Below are 23,446 nucleotides of genomic sequence, written 5' to 3'. Positions count from 1 at the left end.
CGCCGCAGTGCCCACACAGGGGCCACTGGCAAGGGCAGATGAGCCCTGGAGAGAATCGGCCGAGCATACGGCAACGCCCCCGGCCGAAACAATTTCACCGGTCTCAATTCCCGGCCTGCGGCGAAGGATCGGAGCGGATTGTTACGCCATCCGAAAAAGCCCTTCTTCGGCACCTCGCTTTTTCCCCGGCGTGCCATGGTTTCTCATGGTGGCCATGAACCGCCCGAAGAGGAAAACACCATGAAAGCCCTTGCCTGCGGCGCCACGGCGCTGCTGTTCGTGACCATCGCCAGCGGCGCCCACGCCAGCGAGTCGACCCAGGTCGAACCCTTCGTCTATGGCATGCACCTGGACGTGGCCAGGGTCGTGTCCATCGACGAGCCCCACCCGCTCACCTGCGAACTGGTGGAGGCGACGATGACCTACGTCGACTCCCAGGGCACGACCCATGCCGTGAGCTACACCAAGCAATCCGACGCCTGCTTCAACAGCTGAGCCCACGCGCGATACGCCTCGCCCCAAGGGCGAGCGGCCCGGGGCCGGCCGGCGCATGACGGCCCCCGCCTTTGCCTCGACGGCGCCCGCTGCGTAAGCTCCGCCCTTTTGCGCCGTTGCCATGACCCTCGCCGATATCCTCTTGCTGCTGCTCGCCGGCTTCGCTGCCGGCGGCATGAACGCCCTCGCGGGCGGTGGCACCTTCTTTTCCTTCCCTGCCCTGCTGGCTGCCGGCCTGCCGCCGGTGACCGCCAACGCCACCAATGCCGTGGCCCTGTGGCCCGCCAGCCTCGCCGCGAGTTGGGCGGCACGTGACCAGCTGCGCCCGCTGGGCCGCTGGCTGCTGCCGCTGGTGGCGATCTCCCTGCTGGGTGGCCTGGGCGGCGGCCTGTTGCTGCTGGCCGGGGGCGACGAGGTGTTCCGCCGGCTGATTCCCTGGCTGCTGCTGGCCGCCACCCTGCTGTTCGCCGCCAGCCCCTGGCTGAGCCGGCTGGTCAACCGCCAGCGCGAAGCCGGCGCCCTGCCCCGCCACGGCGTCGCGGGCGGCATCGCCCATGCGCTGGTGGCGGTCTATGGCGGCTACTTCGGCGCGGGCATGGGCATCCTGCAGTTGGCGGCCTTCTCCATCGAAGGGCACCCGCTGCTGCGCGCCAATGCGCTGAAGAACCTGCTCTCCAGCACCATCTACAGCGTCGCCGTGGTCACCTTCGTGGCAGCGGGGCGAGTCAGCTGGGCGGAGCTGGCGGTGCTGCTCGGCGCCGCCAGCTGCGGCGGCTACGCCGGCGGCGCGCTGGCCAGGCGCCTGCCGAGTCGCTGGTTGCGCTGGCTGGTGATCGCCGTGGGGGCGGGAATGACGGCTTACTACTTCATTACGGCGTAGGGTTCATCCTCACAGGCGTGTTTTCCACGCTCAACGAAGAGGGTTCCGCCTCCTGCCGGAGCGACGGAAAAGCCCTGAAAACCCTCCCGTTCATTTGCCCGCAAGGGCGCGGCTCTGCTAGTGTCCGCCCGTTCCGAACTGCCCTGAGATGCCCGCCATGGCCCGCAAGAAAGCCACCCCCGATTTCGAACAGTCCCTCGCCGACCTGCAAGCGTTGGTCGAGCGCCTGGAAAGCGGCGAGCTGTCGCTGGAAGACTCGCTCGGCGCCTTCGAACAGGGCATCCGCCTGACCCGCGAATGCCAGGGTGCGCTGAGCCAGGCCGAGCAGAAGGTGCAGATCCTCCTGGAGCGCGACGGCGAGCTGGAAGAGGCCCCCTTCGACGCGGACGAGCAGGCATGATCGCGGCCTACCAGTCCCGCTGCCAGGCGCGCGTCGACGCCGCCCTGGAAACCCTGTTCGACGCCCCCCGCCCTGAACTGCAACGCCTGTACGAGGCCATGCGCTACAGCGTCACCAATGGCGGCAAGCGCGTGCGCCCGCTGCTGGTGTATGCGGCCTGCGAAGCCCTGGGTGGCGATCTCGACCGTGCCGACGGCGCCGCCTGTGCGGTGGAGCTGATCCACGCCTATTCCCTGGTCCACGACGACCTGCCGGCCATGGACGACGACGACCTGCGCCGGGGCAAGCCCACCACCCACAAGGCCTTCGACGAAGCCTGCGCCATCCTCGCCGGCGACGGCCTGCAGACCCTGGCCTTCGAAGTGCTGGCGGACCGTCGCCTCAACCCGCAGAACAGCGATGCGCGCCTGGCCATGGTCGGCACCCTGGCCCGTGCCGCCGGCCCCGCCGGCATGGTCGGCGGCCAGGCCATCGACCTCGGCTCGGTGGGCCTGCGGCTCGACCAGAAGGCCCTGGAAGTGATGCACCGGCACAAGACCGGCGCCCTGATCGAAGCCAGTGTGCGCCTTGGCGCCCTGGCCAGTGGCAATGCCGACGATTCATCGATGAAGTCCTTGCAGGCCTATGCCCAGGCCATCGGCCTGGCCTTCCAGGTGCAGGACGACATCCTCGACGTCGAGAGCGACACCGTCACCCTCGGCAAGACCCAGGGCAAGGACCAGGCCAGCGACAAGCCCACCTACCCCGCCCTGCTCGGCCTCGACGACGCCAAGGCCTACGCCCTGGAACTGCGCGACATGGCCCTGCACACCCTGCGCCCCTTCAGCGAGGCCGCCGAACCGCTGCGCGACCTGGCCCGCTACATCGTCGAACGGCGCAGCTGACCCGCGTTCCACGCCCGGCGGGAAATACCGCCACGCCAACCCGTCACCTTCCGTCCATCGAATACGCAAAAGCGCGCCCTTCCGGGGGCGCTCCTCATCTGGTGCCCGCAGAAGGGCCCAGGCTAGGTTCAGCGTCCGAAGCCCATGGCCAACGACTCTTCGGCGTGAACGATGCAGCTCGATCAGCTCCCCATCACCCCGGATCTCCCCGCCCTGCTGCGCAGCCTGGAACAGGTCGCACCGCTGCTGGACGCGATGCCGGACGTGGTGTTCTTCGTCAAGGACCTGGACGCCCGCTACGTGCTGGTCAACCAGACCCTCGCCCAGCGTTGCGGCTTCAAGGACAAGGCACCGCTGCTGGGGCGCACCGCCGAAGACGTGTTCCCTCGCCGCTTCGGCCACCTCTACACCGAGCAGGACCGCCAGGTGCTGGAGGCCGGCGACCAGCTCAGCGACCAGCTGGAGCTGCACCTCTACCCCGGCCGCAAGCCCGGCTGGTGCCTGACCCACAAGCTGGCCCTGCGCGACCCGGCGCAGCGGGTCATCGGCGTGGCCGGTATCTCCTACGACCTGCAGGCGCCACAGTCCAGCCACCCCGCCTTCCAACGCCTGGCAGCGGTGGACGCCCACATCCGCGAGCACTTCGCCGAGCCCATCAGCCTCGATGAACTCACCGCCATCGCCGGGCTCTCCGCCTCCCAGCTCGGCCGGCTGTGCAAGCGCATCTTCCAGCTCAGCCCCCGGCAAATGATCCACAAGGCGCGCCTGGGCGCCGCCACCCAGCTACTGGCCGGCGAGTTGCCCATCACCGAGATCGCCTACCGCTGCGGCTATGCCGACCACAGCGCCTTCAGCCGCCAGTTCAAGGCCCTTACCGGGCTTTCCCCGAGCCAGTACCGCGACCGCTGCCGCGCCTGAGGGCGGGCGGCCGGCTGTGCCGAACCGCGCACCGCAACCGGGCGAATCGATCAAGCCACCGGCCCGCGCCCCGTTCACAGTAGGCCCATCCACGGGGTGCAACGACGCCCCGGGGCGGCCCGCCCAGGCACCGCCCCCGCGCCAACAAGAACAAACACGCGAACGGAGAATGCGATGTCATCCATCAGCATCAGCCAGCTGGAAGTCAGCTACGGCAGCGGGATCAGGGTCATCGACGGCCTCGACCTGCACATCCCCGACGGCAGCTTCTTCACCCTGCTCGGCCCCAGCGGCTGCGGCAAGACCACCCTGCTGCGGGTGATCGCCGGCTTCATCCGCCCCAGCGGCGGGCGCCTGGCCTTCGGCGATGTCGACATGACCCAGGTCCCCGCCCACCGCCGCGGCATCGGCATGGTCTTCCAGGACTACGCCCTGTTCCCCGACAAGACCGTGTTCGACAACGTCGCCTACGGCCTGCGCGCCCGCCGGACCGACGCGGCGACCCTGCGCCGCAAGGTGGGCGAATACCTGGAGCGGGTCGGCATGAGCGGCTTCGCCGAGCGCCACCCCGCCGCCCTCTCCGGCGGCCAGCGGCAGCGGGTGGCCCTGGCCCGCGCCCTGGCCATCGAGCCCGAGGTGCTGCTGATGGACGAGCCGCTGTCCAACCTCGACGCCCAGTTGCGCTTACAGATCCGCGCCGCCATCGCCGACCTGCAGCGGGAGATCGGCATCACCACCGTCTTCGTCACCCACGACCAGGAAGAGGCCCTGGCCCTCTCCGACTGCATCGCCCTGATGCGCAAGGGTCGCATCGAGCAACTGGGCAGCCCCCAGGCCATCTACCAGTCCCCCGCCAGCACCTACGCCGCCGACTTCATCGGCTCGGCCAACCTGCTGGCCGCGCGGGTGCTGGAGCAGGCCGGCGACGCCGGCATCCGCGTGCTGGTGGCCGGCCAGCCCCTGCAGGCCCGTGCCGAGGCCGCGCTGCCACTGCCAGACGTGCACCTGGTGGCGCGGCCGGAGAGCATCCGCCTGCACCCCATCGGCCAGGGCGCCGGCAACTGCCTGGCCGGCCAGGTGCGGCGCAAGCAGTACCTGGGCAACCGCACCAGCTACCGCATCGAACTGGCCGACGCCCAGCAGCTCAACGTCGACCGCTTCGGCACCGACGGCGACGGCTTCCACGAAGGCCAGCCGGTGAGCCTGGAGTTCGACCCCGCACAGCTCCGGGTGGTGGCCCGATGAACCGGCGCCTGCCTTCCCCCTGGCTGCTCCTCGCCCTGTTCGCCCTGGGGCTGCTGCTGGTGTTCCTGCTCTGGCCCCTGGCCAACCTGCTGCACGGCAGCGTGGCCGGTGCCGACGGCAGCGGCTGGGCCCAGCTGCTGGACGACCCGCGCTACCTGCGCGCCCTCGGCAACACCCTGCTGCTGGGCGCCCTGGTGACCGGCTGCGCCAGCGTGCTCGGGGTCTCCCTGGCCTACGTCACCGCGCGCTTCGACTTCCCCGGCAAGGCCCTGGTGGCGGTGCTGCCGGTGTGCACCCTGGTGGTCCCGGAGGTGATCGTCAGCCAGACCTGGCTGATGATCCTCGGCAACAACGGCCTGCTCACCCGCGCCCTGGAGGACCACCTCGGCCTCGCCCTGCCCAGCTTCTACGGCTGGCCCGGCCTGGTGCTGGTGATGAGCCTGGTCTACTACACCTACATCTACCTCGGCACCCTGGCTGCCATCCGCGGCTTCGACGCCCAGCTGGAAGAGGCCGCCCAGAGCCTCGGCGTGCCGCCGGCCAAGGCGCGCCTGCAGGTGATGCTGCCGGTGGTGCTGCCCGCCGTGCTGGCCTCCGGGCTGCTGGTGTACACCCTGGTGGTGGGCAACTTCGCCATCGCCACCCTGCTGGGCGGCAAGGTGCAGCTGCTCTCGGTGCTCACCTACCTGAGCTTCGTCTCCGAGATGGGCACCAACGCCGGCCTGCAGAGCGCCCTGGCCACCCTGTCCATCGCCATCGTCGCCGGGGTGCTGTTCCTCCAGCGCTGGCTGGTGGGGCGCAAGCGCTACGAGATCGTCCAGGGCCGCAGCGCCCCGGCCCAGCGCCTGCGTGGGGTACGCGGGGCGCTGCTGGGCGCGGCCACGGCGCTGTTCATCCTGCTTTCCTCGCTGCCGCTGCTGACGGTGCTGGCCAGCGCCTTCACCCGCTCGCGGGGGCCGGTGATGCACTGGGGCCAGTTCTCCCTGGAGAACCTGGAGCGGGTCCTGCTGCGCAGCCCGGAACCCATCCTCAACACCCTGGCCTACGGCGCCCTGGCAACCCTGGTGGGCATCCTGCTCAGCGTGGTCATCAGCTACCTGGTGATCAAGAAGAAGAACCTGCTCACCCCAGCCATCGACTACCTCGCCATGCTGCCCCTGGCCATGTCCGGCACGGTGCTCGGCATCGGCCTGGTGATGACCTTCAACAGCGGCCCGCTGGCCCTCAGCGGCACGGCGGCGATCATAGTCGTGGCCTTCGTCATCCGCCGTTTCCCCTTCGGCGTGCGCAGCGCCTCGGCCACCCTCTACAACATCCCCGACTCCATCGAGGAGGCCTCCATCAGCCTCGGCGTGCCGCCGCTGCGCTCCTTCTTCAAGGTGGTGCTGCCGCTGATGGCGCCCGCCGTCGCCGCCGCGGCGGTGCTCACCTGGACCACCATCGTCGCCGAGCTGAGCGCCTCGCTGGTGGTGTACTCGGCCGGCCGCGAGACCATCACCATCCAGGTCTTCCGCCTGGTGGAAACCGGCCTCCAGGGCCAGGCGGCGGCCTACGGGCTGGTGCTGGTCCTGCTCACCCTGGTCCCGGTGGTCATCGCCACCCGGGTATTCCGCATCAAGGTCTTCTGAACCGCACCAAGGAGTCGCCATGAACGCCACCTGGAAGCACCGGCTGCCCGCCCTGCTGGCCGCCCTCGCCCTCAACCTGCTGCAACCCGCCCTCGCCCGCGAGCAGGCGGTGCTCTACACCACCAACAACGACTCGGCGGTGCAGGCCCTGCTGGACAGCGGCCAGCGCCTCGACCCGGGCCTGAAGATCGGCGTGGTCAACGGCTCCAGCGCCGCCCTGCTCAAGCGCATCGAGGCCGAGGGCCAGGCGGCTCGGGCCGACGTGTTCTGGAGTTCCCAGCCCAACACCCTGGGCGCCTTCACCGCGCTCTACGCGCCCTACCGCTCGCCCCAGGCCCAGGCCATCCCCGAGGCACAGCAGCACCCGCAGCAGCTGTGGAGCACCGCCAACATCCAGGTGGTGGTGATGATGGTGAACCGCAAGCAGCTCGGCGGGCTCAAGGAGCCCACCCAGTGGCGCGACCTGCTGGACCCGGCCTGGAAGGGGCGGATCATCGTCGGCGACCCCACCGCCACCTCCACTGCCTATACCGCGCTCTGGGGCCTGCGCCAGCTGCTGGGCGAGGACGACTTCCGCCGCCTGGCCGCCAATCTGGTGGTCTCGCGCAACTCCAGCGCCGTGCTCAACCAGGTGGCCCAGGGCGAATACACCGTCGGCCTGACCTTCGAGGGCAACGCCTACGCCTATGTCGCCGGGGGCCAGCGGGAGATCCGCCTGGTCTACCCGGCAGACGGCACCTTCGTCACCGAAGAGGCTCTGGTGCTGGTGAAGAATGGCCCCAACTCCGAGGCCGGCAAACGCCTCTACGACCTGCTGCTGAGCCGCGAAACCCAGATCGCTCTGCTGGAGCAGGCCTACCGCCGGCCGAGCCGCAGCGACATCGAGGTCAGCGCCCACGTCGAGCTGCCGGAGCTGAAGGACATCGCCGTCTTCCCCACCGACGAGCAGGCCGCCATCGCCGGCCGCGACGCCTTCCTCAGCGCCTGGAAAGGCCTCGACAAAGCCCTCTGACACCGGAGCCGGACATGACCGCCAGCCACCACCGCGCCACCGCCGAACACCTCGCCGATCTCGCCCGCGCCCGCCTGCAGGCCCATTGGCAGACCGCCCTGCAGGACGGCCAGCCCTTCGAGGACAAGGACGACGCCAGCCCCGTCACTGCCATCGACCGCGCCATCGAGCAGGAACTGCGAGAGGCCATCGCCCACCACACGCCCGAGTTCGGCGTGGTGGGCGAGGAGTACCCCGACCACCAGCGCAACGCCGAATACAGCTGGGTGCTCGACCCCATCGACGGCACCAAGGCTTTCATCGCCGGGGTGCCGGTGTACGGCACGTTGATCGCCCTGTGCCGCGACGGGCGCCCGGTGCTGGGGGTGGTCGACCTGCCCATCGCCGGCCTGCGCTGGGTCGGCGCGGAAGGCCAGCCCACCCGGCTCAACGGCCAGCCAGTGCGCACCCGCCCCTGCACCGAGCTGGCCCGCGCGCTGCTGGCCAGCAGCAACCCGGAAAGCCTGCCGGCCGAGCACCTGGCGGCCTTCGCCCGGCTGCGCGACGCCACACGCTGGCGCCTCTACGGCGCCGCCTGCAGCGCCTACGCCAACCTCGCCCGGGGGCGCATCGACCTGGTGGCCGACGGCGGCGGCATGGCGCCGGTGGACTACTGCGCCCTGGTGCCGGTCATCGAAGGCGCCGGCGGGGTGATCAGCGACTGGCAGGGCCGCCCGCTCGGCCTTGGCTCCGGCAGCAGCGTGCTGGCCGCCGGCGATCCCCAGTTGCACCGCCAGGCCCTGGAGCGCCTGCACCAGGCCTGAACCGCCACGATCACAAGGAGGACACGCCATGATCGCCATCCATCCCCGCATCCCCCTCGCCCTGTCACTGGCCCTCGCCATGGGCCTGGCCGAGGCGGACGGCTTCATCGACGACAGCCACGCCACCCTGTCGCTGCGCAACTTCTACTTCAACCAGGACAACCGCGACGGCCACGCCGGCCAGACCGAGGAATGGGGCCAGGGCCTGCGCCTGGACTACCAATCCGGCTACACCGAGGGCACGGTCGGCGTCGGCCTCGACGCCATCGGCCTGCTCGGCCTTCGCCTGGACGGCGGTGGCCGCGCCGGCAAGGCCGACCAGGCCCGCACCCCCAGCGCGCTGTTCCCCCTGGAGCACAACGGCCGCGCCCGCGACGAATTCAGCAGCCTCGGGCTCACCGCCAAGCTGCGGGTCGGCGCCAGCGAGGCACGGGTCGGCACCCTGATCCCGCGCCTGCCGGTGATCAAGGCCAACGACGGGCGCCTGCTGCCGCAGACCTTCGAAGGCGCCCAGCTGACGGTGCGCGACTTCGACGACCTCACCCTGCTGGCCGGCCGCCTGCGCCAGGCCAAGGGGCGCGCCCAGAGCCACCGCGACGACCTTTCCATCAACGGCGCCAACAGCCCGCGCAAGCCCGGCAACGCCGTCAGCGCGGCACCGGCCCGCTACAGCGACGCCTTCGACTTCCTCGGCCTGGACTACCAGGTCAGCCAGCAGCTGCAGGTGCAGTACTACCTGGGCCAGCTGGAGGACTTCTATCGCCAGCACTTCGTCGGCCTCAACCACGAGCAGGCGCTGCCCCTGGGCACGCTGAAGACCGACCTGCGCCACTTCGACACCCGCGCCACCGGCCGCAACGCCAGCCGCAGCGGCCGCGCCGAGGGCTACACCGCCGCCGGCTACTACGGCCCCGGCAACGGCGAGAGCGGCGCCCATCGCGGCCGGGTGGACAATCGCGCCTGGAGCGCCCTGTTCAGTTGGAGCCTCGGCGCCCACACCCTCGGCGCCGGCTACCAGCGCCTGACCGGCGACAGCCACTTCATCCAGCCCAACCAGGGCAACGGCAGCGACGTCTACCTCATCACCGACCGCCAGCTGAACAGCTTCGCCCGCGCCGGCGAACGCACCTGGCTGGCCCAGTACGGGGTGGACTTCGGCACCTGGGGACTGCCGGGGCTGACCAGCAACCTCGCCTACCTCAAGGGCAGCGGCATCCGCTCCGAACGCGGGCATTTGCAGGAGTGGGAACGGGACTTCACCCTGGCCTACGTGGTGCAGGCCGGGCCGGCCAAGGGCCTGGGCATCACCTGGCGCAACGCCAGCCTGCGCAGCCAGGCGAGCACCGACGTCGACCAGAACCGGGTCTTCCTCAGCTACAGCCTGGCGTTGTTCTAGGGCGCATGCGCAACAGGGCCCCGGTGCGCACGCGCCGGGGCCGTTCGCTGCGGTCCTACCCGAGCTTCAGCCACGCCCTACCCGCCCCGCTGTTAACGTCGTCCAGGCCCTGCCCGACCTTGGTCAACCAGCCTGGAGGCACCCATGAAGGCGATCGATATCCACAGCGCACTCGACGGCATCCGCAACGGCCGGATCATGGCCCTGGAGCCGCAGCTCCAGCCGCTCACCCAGTTGACGCCCTTCCACCCTGGCGCGGGCGCCATCCACCTGGGCCGCCTCGGCGGCGAGATGCCCTGGGAGCGCCACCCCGACGGCGACAAGCTGCTGCAGGTGCTGGAAGGCGAGCTGGACATCACCCTGCTCGCCGCCATCGGCCTGTTACAGGAAACGATCCGCGCCGGCTCCATCCTGGTCGTGCCCCGGGGCCTCTGGCACCGCCTGCAGGGGCGCGACGCCGCCGTGCTGGCGGTGGTGCCGCAGCACACCGAGCGCAGCACCCACTACCCCGCCCCGGCCAACCAGTCGGCCTGACCCCGGGCTGCCGGCCCGCCCCTCAGACGGGCTGGGCCAGCGCCAGGGCCGGCTCGTCGCGGCGCGCCTTGAGCAGCCCAAGGCGAATCAGCAGCCAGGGCATCAGTGCGGCGACGAAGCCGCCCATCACCAAGCCACGGAACGCCTGCCAGGCCTGGCCATCGAGGGAGAAGGCAAAGCCGATGTGCTTGAGCCCCCACTGCAGGCCAATGAACGACAGCGCGCCGATGGTCGCCGCCAGCACCCGCCGCCAGGTCGCCACCTCCATGGAGAAGTCCAGGTGGCGATAACCGTACAGCACCGCGATCATCAGCCCCGCCAGCAGCGGCACGTAGCTCGGCGGCTGGCCATGCCAGGTGAAGTAGGCCAGGGCGGTGGCCGCGATGATCAGCATCAGCAGCACCAGCGCCGGAATCTCGCGCCAACCCTGCCAGCGCTGCGCCAGGGCGAAGCAGCCCAGGGTCGCGGCCCCCAGCAGCGAGCCGCCGATCAGGTCCTCGATATCGTGGGCCCCCAGGTACAGGCGGCTGAAGAGGATGCCCGTCACCAGGGTGCAGGCCAGCAGCCAGAACCACAGGCGGCGCACCTCCAGGGCCAGCCAGAACCAGATCACCACCGAGATCTGCGCGTGCCCGCTGGGCAGGCCGAAGCTCTCGCCCACCTCGTGGTCCATGCGCAGGGCGATGTCCGGGCGCGGGTCCTGCCAGTAATCCTTGAGCCAGGCATTGAGCAGTGCGGTGATGGCCACCAGCACCAGCAGGCGGAAGAACACCGTGCGGTGCCAGGCCCAGTAGCCCAGGGGCAGGAAGAAGAGGATGAACTTCTCGTACCCCAGCAGGGTGAAGAAGCGCATCAGCGGCGTCAGCGCGTCGCTGCGCAAGGGCAGCACCCAGTCCAGGCTGTGCAGCAATTCGTTCATGGTCGTCCTTGAGGGCAGGGGAAGGTCGCCACAGATACTGCAGCCCGCGCCTGGCGGCAAGGTCCGATCAGGACAAAAGCCCTCACGACACGCGCAAGCTCCATCAGCCACCCTGAGAGAGGGGTATTCGTCAGGGCGAACATCGGTCCTGCAACGGGCGCGACTGTCTAGGATGAAGGCCATCCCGCGACACAACGACAAGACCAGCGCGAGGCCCCGATGAACCAAGACCAGTACCTGGCCACCCTGCGCCAGCTCCAGCACGACGCCTGGCCCACCGGCACCCCGCGCGAGCCGCAGTACCCCCTCGGCGAACGGCCGCTGACCGAATACCTGCGCGAATGGGCGCGACGCCAGCCAGGCAAGACCGCCCTGCACTTCTACGGCCACACCCTCGACTACGCGGAACTGGACCGCCTCAGCGACCGCTGCGCCGCGCTGCTGGTGGAACTCGGCGTGCGCCTGGGGGACCGCGTCGCGGTGTTCATGCCCAACTGCCCGCAGCTGCACATCGCCTTCTGGGGCATCCTCAAGTGCGGCGCCGTGCATGCCCCGGTCAGCCCGCTGTCCAAGGGCCTGGAGCTGAGTTACCAGCTCAACGACAGCGGCGCCGAGGTGCTGCTGTGCTTCGACCAGTTGCTGCCGGTGGTGCGCCAGGTGCGTGGCGAAACCGCCCTGCGCCAGGTGATCGCCACCAGCCTCAGCGAGCTGCGCCCGGCCACGCCGACGATTCCGGCGCCGGACCTGCTGTTCGCCCCGAAGGTCACGGGCGACGACCTCATCGACTTCTACCCCGCCCTCGCCGCCTGCACCGCGCCCACGCCTGCGCACCGCCCGCAGCTGGATGACATCGCCGCACTGAACTACACCGGCGGCACCACCGGCCTGCCCAAGGGTTGCATCCACAGCCACCGCGACATGCTCTACACCTGCGCCAGCTTCGTGCCCACGGCGCTGGGCATGGACGAGCACAGCGTCACCCTCAACTTCCTCCCCGAGTTCTGGATCGCCGGGGAAAACGCCGGCCTGCTGTTCCCGGTGTTCGCCGGCTGCACCCTGGTGCTGCTGGCGCGCTGGGACGCCCCGGCCTTCATGGCCGCCGTGCAGCACTACCGCGTCAGCCACTGCGGCCTGCTGGTGGACAGCGCCGCCGAGGTGCTGGACCACCCCCGCGTGGGCGAATTCGACTTCGCCTCCCTGCGCCAGGTCGGTGCCATCTCCTTCGTCAAGAAGCTCACCCTCGACTACCGCCGCCGCTGGCGCGAGCTCACCGGCTGCACCCTGTTCGAATTCAGCTTCGGCATGACCGAAACCCACACCTGCGACACCTTCACCGCCGGCCTGCAAGACAACGACTTCGACCTGCGCGCCCAGCCCACCTTCGTCGGCCTGCCGGTGCCGGGCACCGAGTTCAAGGTCTGCGATTTCGACACCGGCGAGCTGCTGCCCCTGGGCAGCGAAGGCGAGCTGTGCCTGCGCTCGCCCTCCCTGCTCAAGGGCTACTGGCAGCGCCCCGAGGCCAGCGCCGAAGCCTTGCGCGGCGGCTGGCTGCACACCGGCGATCTCGGCGTGATCAGCGAGCAGGGTTTCATCCGCTACCTCGGCCGACGCAAGGAAATGCTCAAGGTCAACGGCATGAGCGTGTTCCCCAGCGAGCTGGAAGCCCTGCTCGGCCAGCACCCGGCCATCCTCGCCAGCGCCGTGCTCGGCCGCCCGCACCCGGAGCGCGGCCAGCAACCCGTCGCCTTCGTCGTGCTCAAGCCGGGCAGCGACGAAACCGGCGCCAGCCTGGTCGAGTGGTGCAAGGCCTCCATGGCCATCTACAAGGTGCCGGACATCCGTCTGGTCGACTCCATGCCGATGACCGCCACCGGCAAGGTCAAGAAGAACGAACTGGAAGCATTGCTGTGAACCGAGCCATCACCCGCCTGCTGATCGCCAACCGTGGCGAGATCGCCATCCGCATCGCCCGTGCCGCCGCCGAGCTGGGCATCCCCAGCGTCGCGGTGTTCGCCGAGGACGACGCCGCCTCCCTGCACCTGCGCAAGGCCGACCAGGCCGTGGCGCTCAAGGGCCGTGGCGCGGCCGCCTACCTCGACATGCAGCAGTTGCTCGACGCCGCCCTGGCCAACGGCTGCGACGCCGTGCACCCGGGCTACGGCTTCCTCAGCGAGAACGCCGCCTTCGCCCGCCTCTGCGAAGGGGCCGGCGTGCGCTTCATCGGTCCGGCAGCCGACGCCCTCGACACCTTCGGCGACAAGGCCCGCGCCCGCGAACTGGCACAGCGCTGCGGCGTACCCCTGGCCGCCGGCAGCAACCGCGCCACCAGCCTGGAAGAGGCCCGCGCCTTCCTCGACAGCGGCCCCATCATGCTCAAGGCCCTGGCCGGCGGCGGTGGCCGCGGCATGCGCCCGGTGCGCGAGGCGGCCGAGCTGGAAGAGGCCTACGCCCGCTGCCAATCGGAAGCACGCGGCGCCTTCGGCAGCGACGCCCTCTACGTCGAGCGGCTGATCGAACAGGCCCGGCACATCGAGGTGCAGGTGGTCGGCGACGGTGAAACGGTGAGCCACCTGTGGGAGCGCGACTGCAGCCTGCAGCGGCGCAACCAGAAAGTCATCGAAATCGCCCCCGCACCGGGGCTCGACCCGGCGCTGCGCCAGCGCATCCTCGACGCCGCCCTGACCCTGGCCGGCGCGGTTTCCTACCGTGGCATCGGCACCTTCGAATTCCTCGTCGACGACGCGCGCGGCGACTTCGTGTTCATGGAGGCCAACCCGCGCATCCAGGTGGAGCACTGCATCACCGAGGCCGTCACCGGCGTCGACCTGGTGCAGGCACAGCTGCGCATCGCCGCCGGCGCCCGCCTCGCCGAGCTGGGCCTGGCACAGCCCGCCGCGCCACGGGGGTTTGCCGTGCAGCTGCGGGTCAACCTGGAAACCATGCAGGCCGACGGCAGTGCGCGACCGGCCGGCGGCGTCATCAGCGCCTACGAACCGCCCAGCGGCGCCGGCATCCGCGTCGACGGCTACGGGTACGCCGGCTACGCCACCAGCCCCAGCTACGACTCGCTGCTGGCCAAGGTCATCGTCCAGGGCGAGGACTTCCCCAGCGCCCTGCGCCGCGCCTACCGCGCCCTTTGCGAATTCCGCCTGGAGGGCGTGGCGAGCAACATCCATTTCCTGCAGAACCTGCTGCGCCGCCCGGAGCTGGCGGACAACCGCGTCAGCACCCGCTTCATCGAGCAGCACATTGCCGAGTTGCTGGCCCCGCAACAGGCCGCCCACCCGCACCTGTTCGTCAGTGGCACCAGCGGCCAGGCCGCGCACAACGCCGTGGCCGACGTACCGGCCGACTGCATCGCCCTGAACGCCCCCAGCCAGGGCGTGCTGGTGAGCCTGGACGTGGCCGAGGGCGACGCCATCGCCGTCGGCCAGGCCGTGGCGGTGCTGGAAGCGATGAAGATGGAGTTCGTGGTCAAGGCCAGCCACAGCGGCATCGTCCGCGCCCTGCCGGTGGCCCCCGGCGACGCCCTGTTCGAAGGCGCCGCGCTGCTCTACCTGGAACCGGCAGAGGTGAGCGGCGATGCCGTGGCCAGCGAAGAAAGCATCGACCTGGCGCACATCCGCGCCGACCTCGCCGAGGTGCTCGAACGCCACGCCATCACCCGCGACGAGCGCCGCCCCGACGCCGTGGCGCGCCGCCGCAAGACCGGCCAGCGCACCACCCGCGAGAACCTCGACGACCTGCTCGACGCCGGCAGCTTCATCGAATACGGCGCCCTGGCCCTGGCTGCCCAGCGCCGCCGCCGTTCGCTGGAAGAGCTGATCCAGCAAAGCCCGGCCGACGGCCTGGTGGCCGGGCTCGGTACGGTCAACGCCGCGCAGTTCGGCAACGAGGCCGCGCGCTGCATGGCCATCTCCTACGACTACACCGTGTTCGCCGGCACCCAGGGCGTGATGAACCACAAGAAGACCGACCGCATGCTCGGCCTCGCCGAACAGTGGCGCGTGCCGCTGGTGCTGTTCGCCGAAGGCGGTGGCGGCCGGCCGGGGGACACCGACTTCGTCGGCGTGGCCGGGCTGGATTGCCACACCTTCGTTGCCATGGCGCGGCTCTCCGGCCTGGTGCCGGTGGTGGGCGTCGTCTCCGGCCGCTGCTTCGCCGGCAACGCCGCGCTGCTCGGCTGCTGCGACGTGATCATCGCCACCCGCAACGCCAGCATCGGCATGGCCGGCCCGGCGATGATCGAAGGCGGCGGCCTGGGCAGCTTCAAGGCCGAAGAGGTCGGCCCCACCTCGGTGCAGGGCCCTAACGGCGTGATCGACGTGCTGGTGGAGGACGAAGCCGAAGCGGTGGACGTCGCCAAGCGCTACCTCTCCTACTTCCAGGGCACGGTCAGCGATTGGCGGTGCGCCGACCAGCGCGAGCTGCGCCATGCGATCCCCGAGAACCGCCTGCGCGCCTACGACATCCGCGCGGTGATCGGCCAGCTGGCCGACGAAGGCTCGGTGCTGGAGCTGCGCCGCCAGTTCGCCCCGGGGATGATCACCGCCTTCATCCGCATCGAAGGCAAGCCCTTCGGCCTCCTGGCCAACAACCCCATGCACCTGGGCGGCGCCATCGACGCCCAGGCCGGCGACAAGGCCGCGCGCTTCATGCAGCTGTGCGATGCCTTCGACATCCCCATGGTCTCGCTCTGCGACACCCCCGGCTTCATGGTCGGCCCGGAGTCTGAGAAGCACGCCACGGTGCGCCACGTCTCGCGCATGTTCGTCGCCGCCGCCAGCCTCTCGGTGCCCTTCTTCACCGTGGTGTTGCGCAAGGGCTACGGCCTGGGCGCCCAGGCCATGGCCGCCGGCAGCTTCCACTCCTCGATGTTCACCATCGCCTGGCCCAGCGGCGAGTTCGGCGCCATGGGCCTGGAAGGCGCCGTGCGCCTGGGCTTCGCCAAGGAACTCGCGGCGGTGGAAAACCTCGAAGAGCGGCAGAAGCTGTTCGACAAGATGGTCGCCAAGGCCTACCAGAACGGCAAGGCGATCAACATGGCCAGCTTCCTCGAGATCGACGCCGTCATCGACCCGGAAGAAACCCGCGCCTGGCTCCTGCGCGGCCTCAACACCGCGCCGAAACCCACCCCACGGGAAGGCCGCAAGCGCCCGTTCGTGGATACCTGGTGAGCGGTTGTTTCACCGTTCCGTAGCCCCGGTAGGATGGGTTTCGCGGAGCTCGCGGAACGTAGCCCGCCCATCCTCCAAGGCGCCAATGCACCTTCGTAGGATGGCGTAGAGCGAAGCGAAACCCATCAATTCCGAGCACAGACCTGGCTCCGATGCCGGTCCGGCAGCATGGGTTTCGCGGTGCTCTACCCATCCTACGGGGCTGTCCAAGCATCACGCGGAAATTTCCCAAACCCACCGCAACCCCTTGTTCGCTCCCAACCATCGCCCTAAGTTCGCCCGGTCGCGGTCAATATCGCGACCGGGTTTGGCGACCTGTGACCACAAGTACTCGCCGTGCAATGCGCGCGGCGGACATTTGCCAATGGTTATGGGTAAAGAAATGCATGACGCCTACATCCCCACCACCTTCCTCCGCCACGACCGCCCCCTGCGCGGTGTGATGATCGACAACCAGCCCTGGTTCTCCACCTACGACTTCGCTCGCCTGCTGGGCCTGCACCATCCACAGGCCCTGCACCGCCGCCTCAAGCCCCACGAAACCCGCCGCATCCGCCTGCATCGCCGCAGCGGTAGCGAAGAGACGATCGACGTGATGAACGAAGCCGGCCTCTACAAGGCGCTCATCCGCTTCGGCCACCCCGAATGCCAACAGCTGGATGAATGGCTCACCCGCGAGGTGATCCCTACCCTGCGCGACCAGCAAGACGCCGACACCCACGCCCCCCGCCGCGTATGGATCGGCTGGCAGAGCGAACGGCTGCTGTTGCTGGAATGGCAGGGCGAGTTGTGGATGCAGTGGGAGAAGGTGCCGCGTTACCTGGGGCTCTAGCGAGTACCAGGCTATTCCTCGGCAGCGTTGAGGCACCTTCGTAGGATGGCGTAGAGCGAAGCCAAACCCATCAATTCCACGCACAGACCTGGCTCCGGTGCCGGGCCCGCAGCATGGGTTTCGCGGGGCTCTACCCATCCTACAAAGACACCGAGGCGCCTAGGCACCTAGGCACCTCCGTAGGATGGCGTAGAGCGAAGCGAAACCCATCAATTCCGGGCACAGACCTGGCTCCGGTGCCGGACCGGCAGCATGGGTTTCGCGGAGCTCTACCCATCCTACAAAGACACCGGGGCACCTAGGCACCTCCGTAGGATGGCGTAGAGCGGAGCGAAACCCATCAATTCCGGGCACAGACCTGGCTCCGGTGCCGGGCCCGCAGCGTGGGTTTCGCGGGGCTCTACCCATCCTACAAAGACACCGGGGCACCTAGGCACCTCCGTAGGATGGCGTAGAGCGAAGCGAAACCCATCAGCCACAAGGTTTCAGGACGAATCGGTCACGCCCACCAGCCCCTGAGAGAGCAAGGCGTTCTTAGGATGGGCACGTCCATCCTCAGGCAAGGACGCCCGCCAATGACCAACTACCGCCGCGACCACACACCAGGCGCTACCTGGTTCTTCACCCTCAACCTGGCCGACCGCAGCAGCAGCCTGCTCACCGATCACATCGATCTGCTGCGGGCCAGCTTTCGCGCCGGCATGAAGCGCCACCCATGGCGCATCGACGCCATCGTCATCCTCCCGGATCACCTGCATGCGCTGTGCACACTGCCACCCGGTGATGCCAACTACGCCCTGCGCTGGCGTCTGATCAAGAGTGGCTTCTCCCGGGCACTGCCCTATGGCGAGCCGCGCTCCGACAGCCGCAAGCACAAGGGCGAACGCGGTATCTGGCAACGGCGGTTCTGGGAGCACCGCATCCGTGACGACGCAGACTTCGCCCGCCATGTGGACTACATCCACCACAACCCACGCAAGCACGGGCACGTCGAGCGGGTGGCCGATTGGCCTTGGTCGTCGTTTCATCAATACGTGAAGGCGGGCATCCTGCCGGCAAACTGGGCGGGCGCTGAAGACGAAATGGAATGCAACGTGGGGGAGCGGTGAAACGACAGGATCGACCATCAATACATCTTCGTAGGATGGCGTAGAGCGAAGCGAAATCCATCAATTCCACGCACAGACCTGGCCCCGGTGCCGGGCCGGCAGCATGGGTTTCGCGGAGCTCTACACATCCTACAAAGACACCGAGACACCGAAGCACCTCCGTAGGATGGCGTAGAGCGAAGCGAAACCCATCAATTCCACGCACAGATCTAGCCCCGGTGCCGAGCCCGCAGCATGGGTTTCGCGGTGCTCTACCCATCCTACAAAGACACCGAGACACCGAAGCACCTCCGTAGGATGGCGTAGAGCGAAGCGAAACCCATCAATTCCACGCACAGACCTGGCTCCGGTGCCGGGCCGGCAGCATGGGTTTCGCGGAGCTCTACCCATCCTACAAAGACACCGAGACACCGAAGCACCTCCGTAGGATGGCGTAGAGCGAAGCGAAACCCATGGTTGTTCAGTCATAGCCAATGCAGCGAATGGGAAACAAAAAAGGCCAGTCTCTCGACTGGCCTTTCTCTTATCTCACCCGATCACTCAGGAGTTGTTGCTCGGGAACGCGAACTGCGCGGCCTCGTGGCTGGCGCGTTGCGGCCAGCGCTGGGTGATGGCCTTGCGGCGGGTGTAGAAGCGTACGCCGTCCGGGCCGTAGGCGTGCAGGTCGCCGAACAGGGAGCGCTTCCAGCCGCCGAAGCTGTGGTAGCTGACCGGTACCGGCAGCGGCACGTTGACGCCGACCATGCCCACTTCGATTTCGTCGCAGAACAGGCGGGCGGCTTCGCCGTCGCGGGTGAAGATGCAGGTGCCGTTGCCGTATTCGTGGTCGTTGATCAGCTGCATGGCTTCTTCCAGGCTGCCGACGCGGACGATGCACAGCACCGGGCCGAAGATTTCTTCCTGGTAGATGCGCATGTCGGCGGTCACGCGGTCGAACAGGGTGCCACCGACGAAGTAGCCGTCTTCATGACCGGCAACGCGGTAGCCGCGGCCGTCTACTACCAGCTCAGCACCGGCGGCGACGCCGTCGTCGATGTAGCCGACCACCTTGTCGCGGGCGGCGGCGGTGACCAGCGGGCCCATGTCGAGGCCGCAGTTGGTGCCGGCGCCGATCTTCAGGCCCTTGATCTGCGGGACGATCTTCTGCACCAGCGCGTCGGCGATCTGGTCGCCCACGCACACGGCCACGGAGATGGCCATGCAGCGCTCGCCGCAGGAGCCATAGGCAGCGCCCATCAGCGCGCTGACGGCGTTGTCGAGGTCGGCGTCGGGCATCAGCACGGCGTGGTTCTTGGCGCCGCCCAGGGCCTGGACGCGTTTGCCGCGCTTGGTGCCTTCGGCGTAGATGTATTCGGCGATGGGGGTGGAGCCGACGAAGCTGATGGCCTTCACTTCCGGCGCTTCGATCAGGGCGTCCACGGCTTCCTTGTCGCCGTGCACCACGTTGAGCACGCCCTTGGGCAGGCCGGCCTGGTGCAGCAGTTCGGCGATGAGCAGGGTGGAGCTCGGATCGCGCTCGGAGGGCTTGAGGATGAAGCAGTTGCCGCAGGCGATGGCCAGCGGGTACATCCACAGCGGCACCATGGCGGGGAAGTTGAACGGGGTGATGCCGGCGACCACGCCCAGCGGCTGGAAGTCGCTCCAGGCGTCGATGTTCGGGCCGACGTTGCGGGTGTATTCGCCCTTGAGGATTTCCGGGGCGGCGCTGGCGTACTCGACGTTCTCGATGCCGCGCTTCAGCTCACCGGCGGCGTCTTCGAGGGTCTTGCCGTGTTCTTCGCTGATCAGGCGGGAGATTTCCGCTTCGTTCTGCTCCAGCAGCTGCTTGAAGCGGAACATCACCTGGGCGCGCTTGGCCGGCGGGGTGTTGCGCCAGGCCGGGAAAGCGGCCTTGGCCGAGTCGATGGCCTGTTGCACGGTGGCGCGGCTGGCCAGGGCGACCTTGCGGGTGGATTCGCCGGTGGCCGGGTTGAACACGTCGGCCGTGCGGCCTTCGCCGGTAACGAGCTCACCGTGGATCAGGTGCTGGATGGTGCTCATGGTCATCTCTCTTGTAGGGCTTTGTCGGGGTGGTCCTGGGGCGCGGGCAGCGGCTGCGCACCCGCCCTCTCCTCAGGGGGAGAGGGTGGACGTCATTTGATTTCGGTTTCGATGAAGACGATTTCGTGGTCGCTGCCGTTGATCACATTGTGCTCGACGCCGGCCTTGCGGAAGTAGCTCTGCCCGGCCACCAGGGGCGCGCGTTTCTCGCCCTCCGGGGTTTCCAGCAGCAGGGTGCCGCCGGTCATGGGCACTACCACGTAATCGTGGCCGTGCAGGTGGCGACCGGTCTCGGCACCGGGGGCGAAGCGCCACTCGGTGACGATGACTTCGGCGTTGTCCACCTGCACGGTGGGCACGGCCTGGGGGCGTGCACTCATCAGTTGATGCCTTGCAGGGCCTGGCCGACGGCGTCGAACACGCGGTCGAGCTCTTCCGGCTTGGCGTTGAAGGTCGGCCCGAACTGCAGGGTGTCGCCACCGAAGCGAACGTAGAAGCCAGCCTTCCACAGGGCCATGCCGGCCTCGAACGGGCGAACGATGGCGTCGCCGTCACGGGGGGCCAGTTGCAGGGCACCGGCGAGGCCGCAGTTGCGGATGTCGACCACGTGCTTGGCACCCTTCAGGCCGTGGATGGCCTTCTCGAAGTGCGGGGCCAGGTCGGCGGCCTGCTGGATGAGGTTTTCCTTCTCCAGCAGCTCCAGGGCGGCGAGGCCGGCGGCGCAGGCGACCGGGTGGGCGGAGTAGGTGTAGCCGTGGGTGAACTCGACGGCGTATTCGGGCGTCGCCTGGTTCATGAAGGTCTGGTAGATCTCGCGGCTGGCGATCACCGCACCCATGGGGATGGCGCCGTTGGTGATCTGCTTGGCCACGTTCATGATGTCCGGGGTCACGCCGAAGAACTCGGCGCCGGTGTTCTTGCCCATGCGGCCGAAGGCGGTGATGACTTCGTCGAAGATCAGCAGGATGTTGTTGGCGTCGCAGATTTCGCGCAGGCGCTGCAGGTAGCCCACCGGCGGCACCAGGGCGCCAGCGGAGCCGGCCATGGGCTCGACGATAACGGCGGCGATGTTCGACGCGTCATGCAGTTCGATCAGCTTCAGCAGCTCGTTGGCCAGCTCCACGCCGCCGGTCTCGGCCATGCCCTTGGTGAAGGCCAGGCCCGGTTGCAGGGTGTGCGGAAGGTGGTCGACGTCCATCAGCTGGCCGTACATCTTGCGGTTGCCGTTGATGCCGCCAAGGCTGGTGCCGGCGATGTTCACGCCGTGGTAGCCACGGGCGCGGCCGATCAGCTTGGTCTTGGTGGCCTGGCCTTTCAGGCGCCAGTAGGCGCGGGCCATCTTCACCGCGGTGTCGGCGCACTCGGAGCCCGAGCCGGTGAAGAACACGTGGTTCAGCTCGCCCGGGGTCATGTCGGCGATCTTCTCGGCCAGCTTGAACGACAGCGGGTGGCCGTACTGGAAGCCCGGGGAGTAGTCGAGGGTGCCGAGCTGCTTGGCCACGGCCTCCTGGATTTCCTTGCGCGAGTGACCGGCGCCGCAGGTCCACAGGCCCGACAGGCTGTCGTAGATGCGACGGCCCTGGTCGTCGATCAGCCAGCTGCCTTCGGCGGCCACGATCAGACGCGGGTCACGCTGGAAGTTGCGGTTGGCGGAGAACGGCATCCAGTGGGCGTCCAGCTTCAGTTGGCTGGCCAGGGAGGGGGTGGCGGTCTGCGGCATGTTCATTCTTGTCTGCCTCGCGATGGGGCGTGGGTTGTGGGGGAGAACCCGGTGGTTCTTGCAGTCGACATTGCCACGGGCATAAAGTCATGAAAATTCAACTTTTCATATCTTCAGATCACGGACCACTAAACTGATGAGCACCCGTCGCCCGGAAGCCCTGGCCCAGGTCAGCGACTTCGATATCCGCCTGCTGCGCATCTTCCGCAGCGTCGTCGAGTGCGGTGGTTTCTCCGCCGCCGAGAGCGTGCTGGGCATCGGTCGCTCAGCCATCAGCCAGCAGATGAGCGACCTGGAGCAGCGCCTCGGCCTGCGCCTGTGCCAGCGCGGCCGCGCCGGCTTCGCCCTGACCGAGGAGGGGCGCGAGGTGTACCAGTCGTCGCTGCAACTGCTCAGCGCCCTGGAGAGCTTCCGTACCGAGGTCAACGGCCTGCACCTGCACCTGCGCGGCGAGTTGAACATCGGCCTCACCGACAACCTGGTGACCCTGCCGCACATGCGCATCACCCATGCCCTGTCGCGCCTGAAGGAGCGCGGGCCGGACGTGGTGATCAACATCCGCATGACCCCGCCCAGCGAGGTGGAACAGGGCGTGCTCGACGGCCGCGTGCACGTGGGCGTGGTGCCGCAGACGGTGGCGCTGTCGGGCCTGGAGTACCAGCCGCTGTACGACGAGCGCTCGCTGCTGTACTGCGCCGTGGGCCATCCGCTGTTCTACGCCGACGATGCCCAGCTCAGCGATGCCCGCCTCAACGAGCAGGAGGCCATCGCCCCCACCTTCCGCCTGCCGGCCGATATCCAGGCCCACTACCAGGCGCTGCATTGCACCGCGAGCGCCTCGGACCGCGAGGGCATGGCCTTCCTTATTCTCACCGGGCGCTACATCGGCTATTTGCCGGACCACTACGCCACCTTCTGGGTGCAGCAGGGCCGCCTGCGTGCGCTCAAGCCGAGCAAGCGCTTCTACGACCTCAGCCTCGCCACCGTGACCCGCAAGGGCCGCCGCCCGCACCTGGTGCTGGAGAGTTTCCTGGAGGCATTGGCAGCGACGGGCTGAGGTGTGTTCGCGGGGGATAGCGGGCTGGCGGAGCGCTTGAGTTCCCCTTCCACTCCGCCTGGTGGACCGGTGAAGCGTGGTCCACCCTACGAAGCCGCGCTCTGAACTGAATCGTAGGATGGGTAGAGCGGAGCGAAACCCATCATCGGAGCGATGGGTTTCGCGGGGCTCTACCCATCCTACGGAGAGAATGAGCGCCACCGAACGCCCAGCAATGAAGCGGGCGACCCCGATTTGGTGCAGGAGAAACCCTTCGGTCATACCTAGCGCAGCCCATACGCCTATCCCGTAGCGCCCGCCAACCCTGGGCCTTGCAGGGTGGAAAGCGAAAAAACCTGCGCACCTGGTCAATTTTTTGCAATAGCCCGGCATCTGCCCCGGCGAGCCGCTCCGGTTC

20 protein-coding genes are annotated in these 23,446 nt (G+C 68.6%); 16 read left to right on the top strand and 4 right to left on the bottom strand.

Translation table 11 applies throughout. The annotated features are described in order from the left end of the window. The first annotated feature begins 240 nt into the window (after nt 1–240). From PSm6_RS14255 to PSm6_RS14205, 11 genes are all read left to right on the top strand, one after another. Nucleotides 241–495, top strand: coding sequence for a DUF2790 domain-containing protein (locus PSm6_RS14255; RefSeq protein ID WP_021216763.1), 255 nt, complete (start codon nt 241–243; stop codon nt 493–495). 121 nt (nt 496–616) lie between these two features. After that, entirely contained in the window at nt 617–1,375 is a 759-nt protein-coding gene (locus PSm6_RS14250) for a sulfite exporter TauE/SafE family protein (protein WP_021216764.1), read from the top strand. Nucleotides 1,376–1,532: 157 nt separating this feature from the next. Then, nucleotides 1,533–1,775, top strand: a complete 243-nt coding sequence (locus tag PSm6_RS14245) for an exodeoxyribonuclease VII small subunit (RefSeq protein ID WP_021216765.1) — start codon at nt 1,533–1,535, stop codon at nt 1,773–1,775. Continuing rightward, nucleotides 1,772–2,659, top strand: a complete 888-nt coding sequence (gene ispA, locus PSm6_RS14240) for a (2E,6E)-farnesyl diphosphate synthase (protein ID WP_021216766.1) — start codon at nt 1,772–1,774, stop codon at nt 2,657–2,659. Before PSm6_RS14245 ends, ispA begins: the two co-directional genes overlap by 4 nt. 171 nt (nt 2,660–2,830) lie before the next feature. Next, on the top strand, nt 2,831–3,577 hold the full coding sequence (locus tag PSm6_RS14235) for an AraC family transcriptional regulator (protein WP_043243770.1): 747 nt from the start codon (nt 2,831–2,833) through the stop codon (nt 3,575–3,577). Nucleotides 3,578–3,751: 174 nt separating this feature from the next. Then, on the top strand, nt 3,752–4,822 hold the full coding sequence (locus PSm6_RS14230) for an ABC transporter ATP-binding protein (protein ID WP_043243769.1): 1,071 nt from the start codon (nt 3,752–3,754) through the stop codon (nt 4,820–4,822). Next, the gene (locus PSm6_RS14225; protein WP_043243767.1) at nt 4,819–6,450 is read left to right on the top strand and encodes an ABC transporter permease; all 1,632 of its coding nucleotides are present in this window, start codon (nt 4,819–4,821) and stop codon (nt 6,448–6,450) included. The genes PSm6_RS14230 and PSm6_RS14225 overlap by 4 nt, the downstream gene beginning before the upstream one ends. 19 nt (nt 6,451–6,469) lie before the next feature. Then, entirely contained in the window at nt 6,470–7,462 is a 993-nt protein-coding gene (locus PSm6_RS14220) for an extracellular solute-binding protein (protein ID WP_052351352.1), read from the top strand. 14 nt (nt 7,463–7,476) lie between these two features. Further along, on the top strand, nt 7,477–8,265 hold the full coding sequence (locus PSm6_RS14215; protein ID WP_043243766.1) for an inositol monophosphatase family protein: 789 nt from the start codon (nt 7,477–7,479) through the stop codon (nt 8,263–8,265). Between the two features lie 28 nt (nt 8,266–8,293). Next, nucleotides 8,294–9,661 (top strand): OprD family porin, encoded by a 1,368-nt coding sequence (locus PSm6_RS14210; protein ID WP_043243765.1) that lies wholly within the window; start codon nt 8,294–8,296, stop codon nt 9,659–9,661. 144 nt (nt 9,662–9,805) lie between these two features. Next, nucleotides 9,806–10,195: a cupin domain-containing protein gene (locus tag PSm6_RS14205; protein WP_052351351.1), complete on the top strand. Its 390-nt coding sequence runs from the start codon at nt 9,806–9,808 to the stop codon at nt 10,193–10,195. Between the two features lie 22 nt (nt 10,196–10,217). On the opposite strand, the gene PSm6_RS14200 is transcribed toward PSm6_RS14205, so the two are convergent. After that, complete coding sequence (locus tag PSm6_RS14200) at nt 10,218–11,114, bottom strand: phosphatase PAP2 family protein (protein ID WP_021216774.1); 897 nt, start codon at nt 11,112–11,114, stop codon at nt 10,218–10,220. A 219-nt stretch (nt 11,115–11,333) separates the two neighbouring features. On the opposite strand from PSm6_RS14200, the gene PSm6_RS14195 reads away from it, so the two are divergent. From PSm6_RS14195 to PSm6_RS14180, 4 genes are all read left to right on the top strand, one after another. Next, entirely contained in the window at nt 11,334–13,025 is a 1,692-nt protein-coding gene (locus PSm6_RS14195) for an AMP-binding protein (RefSeq protein WP_021216775.1), read from the top strand. After that, the gene (locus PSm6_RS14190) at nt 13,022–16,291 is read left to right on the top strand and encodes a carboxyl transferase domain-containing protein (protein ID WP_265170413.1); all 3,270 of its coding nucleotides are present in this window, start codon (nt 13,022–13,024) and stop codon (nt 16,289–16,291) included. Before PSm6_RS14195 ends, PSm6_RS14190 begins: the two co-directional genes overlap by 4 nt. A 382-nt stretch (nt 16,292–16,673) precedes the next feature. Further along, nucleotides 16,674–17,123 carry a BRO-N domain-containing protein gene (locus PSm6_RS14185; protein ID WP_043243762.1) on the top strand — a complete coding sequence of 150 codons (450 nt, stop codon included), beginning with the start codon at nt 16,674–16,676 and terminating at the stop codon, nt 17,121–17,123. 575 nt (nt 17,124–17,698) lie between these two features. Next, the gene (locus tag PSm6_RS14180) at nt 17,699–18,232 is read left to right on the top strand and encodes an REP-associated tyrosine transposase (RefSeq protein ID WP_265170412.1); all 534 of its coding nucleotides are present in this window, start codon (nt 17,699–17,701) and stop codon (nt 18,230–18,232) included. A gap of 540 nt (nt 18,233–18,772) precedes the next feature. Here PSm6_RS14180 and PSm6_RS14175 read toward each other — a convergent pair. The 3 genes from PSm6_RS14175 to aptA form a co-directional block, all read right to left on the bottom strand. Continuing rightward, on the bottom strand, nt 18,773–20,272 hold the full coding sequence (locus PSm6_RS14175; RefSeq protein ID WP_043243761.1) for a CoA-acylating methylmalonate-semialdehyde dehydrogenase: 1,500 nt from the start codon (nt 20,270–20,272) through the stop codon (nt 18,773–18,775). 92 nt (nt 20,273–20,364) lie between these two features. Beyond that, nucleotides 20,365–20,652 carry a cupin domain-containing protein gene (locus tag PSm6_RS14170; RefSeq protein WP_265170411.1) on the bottom strand — a complete coding sequence of 96 codons (288 nt, stop codon included), beginning with the start codon at nt 20,650–20,652 and terminating at the stop codon, nt 20,365–20,367. Further along, nucleotides 20,652–21,998, bottom strand: a complete 1,347-nt coding sequence (gene aptA / locus PSm6_RS14165) for an omega-aminotransferase AptA (protein ID WP_043243759.1) — start codon at nt 21,996–21,998, stop codon at nt 20,652–20,654. The genes PSm6_RS14170 and aptA overlap by 1 nt, the downstream gene beginning before the upstream one ends. A gap of 130 nt (nt 21,999–22,128) precedes the next feature. On the opposite strand from aptA, the gene PSm6_RS14160 reads away from it, so the two are divergent. Beyond that, the gene (locus tag PSm6_RS14160) at nt 22,129–23,049 is read left to right on the top strand and encodes a LysR family transcriptional regulator (RefSeq protein ID WP_021216782.1); all 921 of its coding nucleotides are present in this window, start codon (nt 22,129–22,131) and stop codon (nt 23,047–23,049) included. Nucleotides 23,050–23,446 lie beyond the last annotated feature (397 nt).

This window comes from Pseudomonas solani, from assembly GCF_026072635.1.
Taxonomy (GTDB): Bacteria; Pseudomonadota; Gammaproteobacteria; order Pseudomonadales; family Pseudomonadaceae; genus Metapseudomonas; species Metapseudomonas solani.
This window is presented reverse-complemented; position numbering and strand designations above follow the sequence as displayed.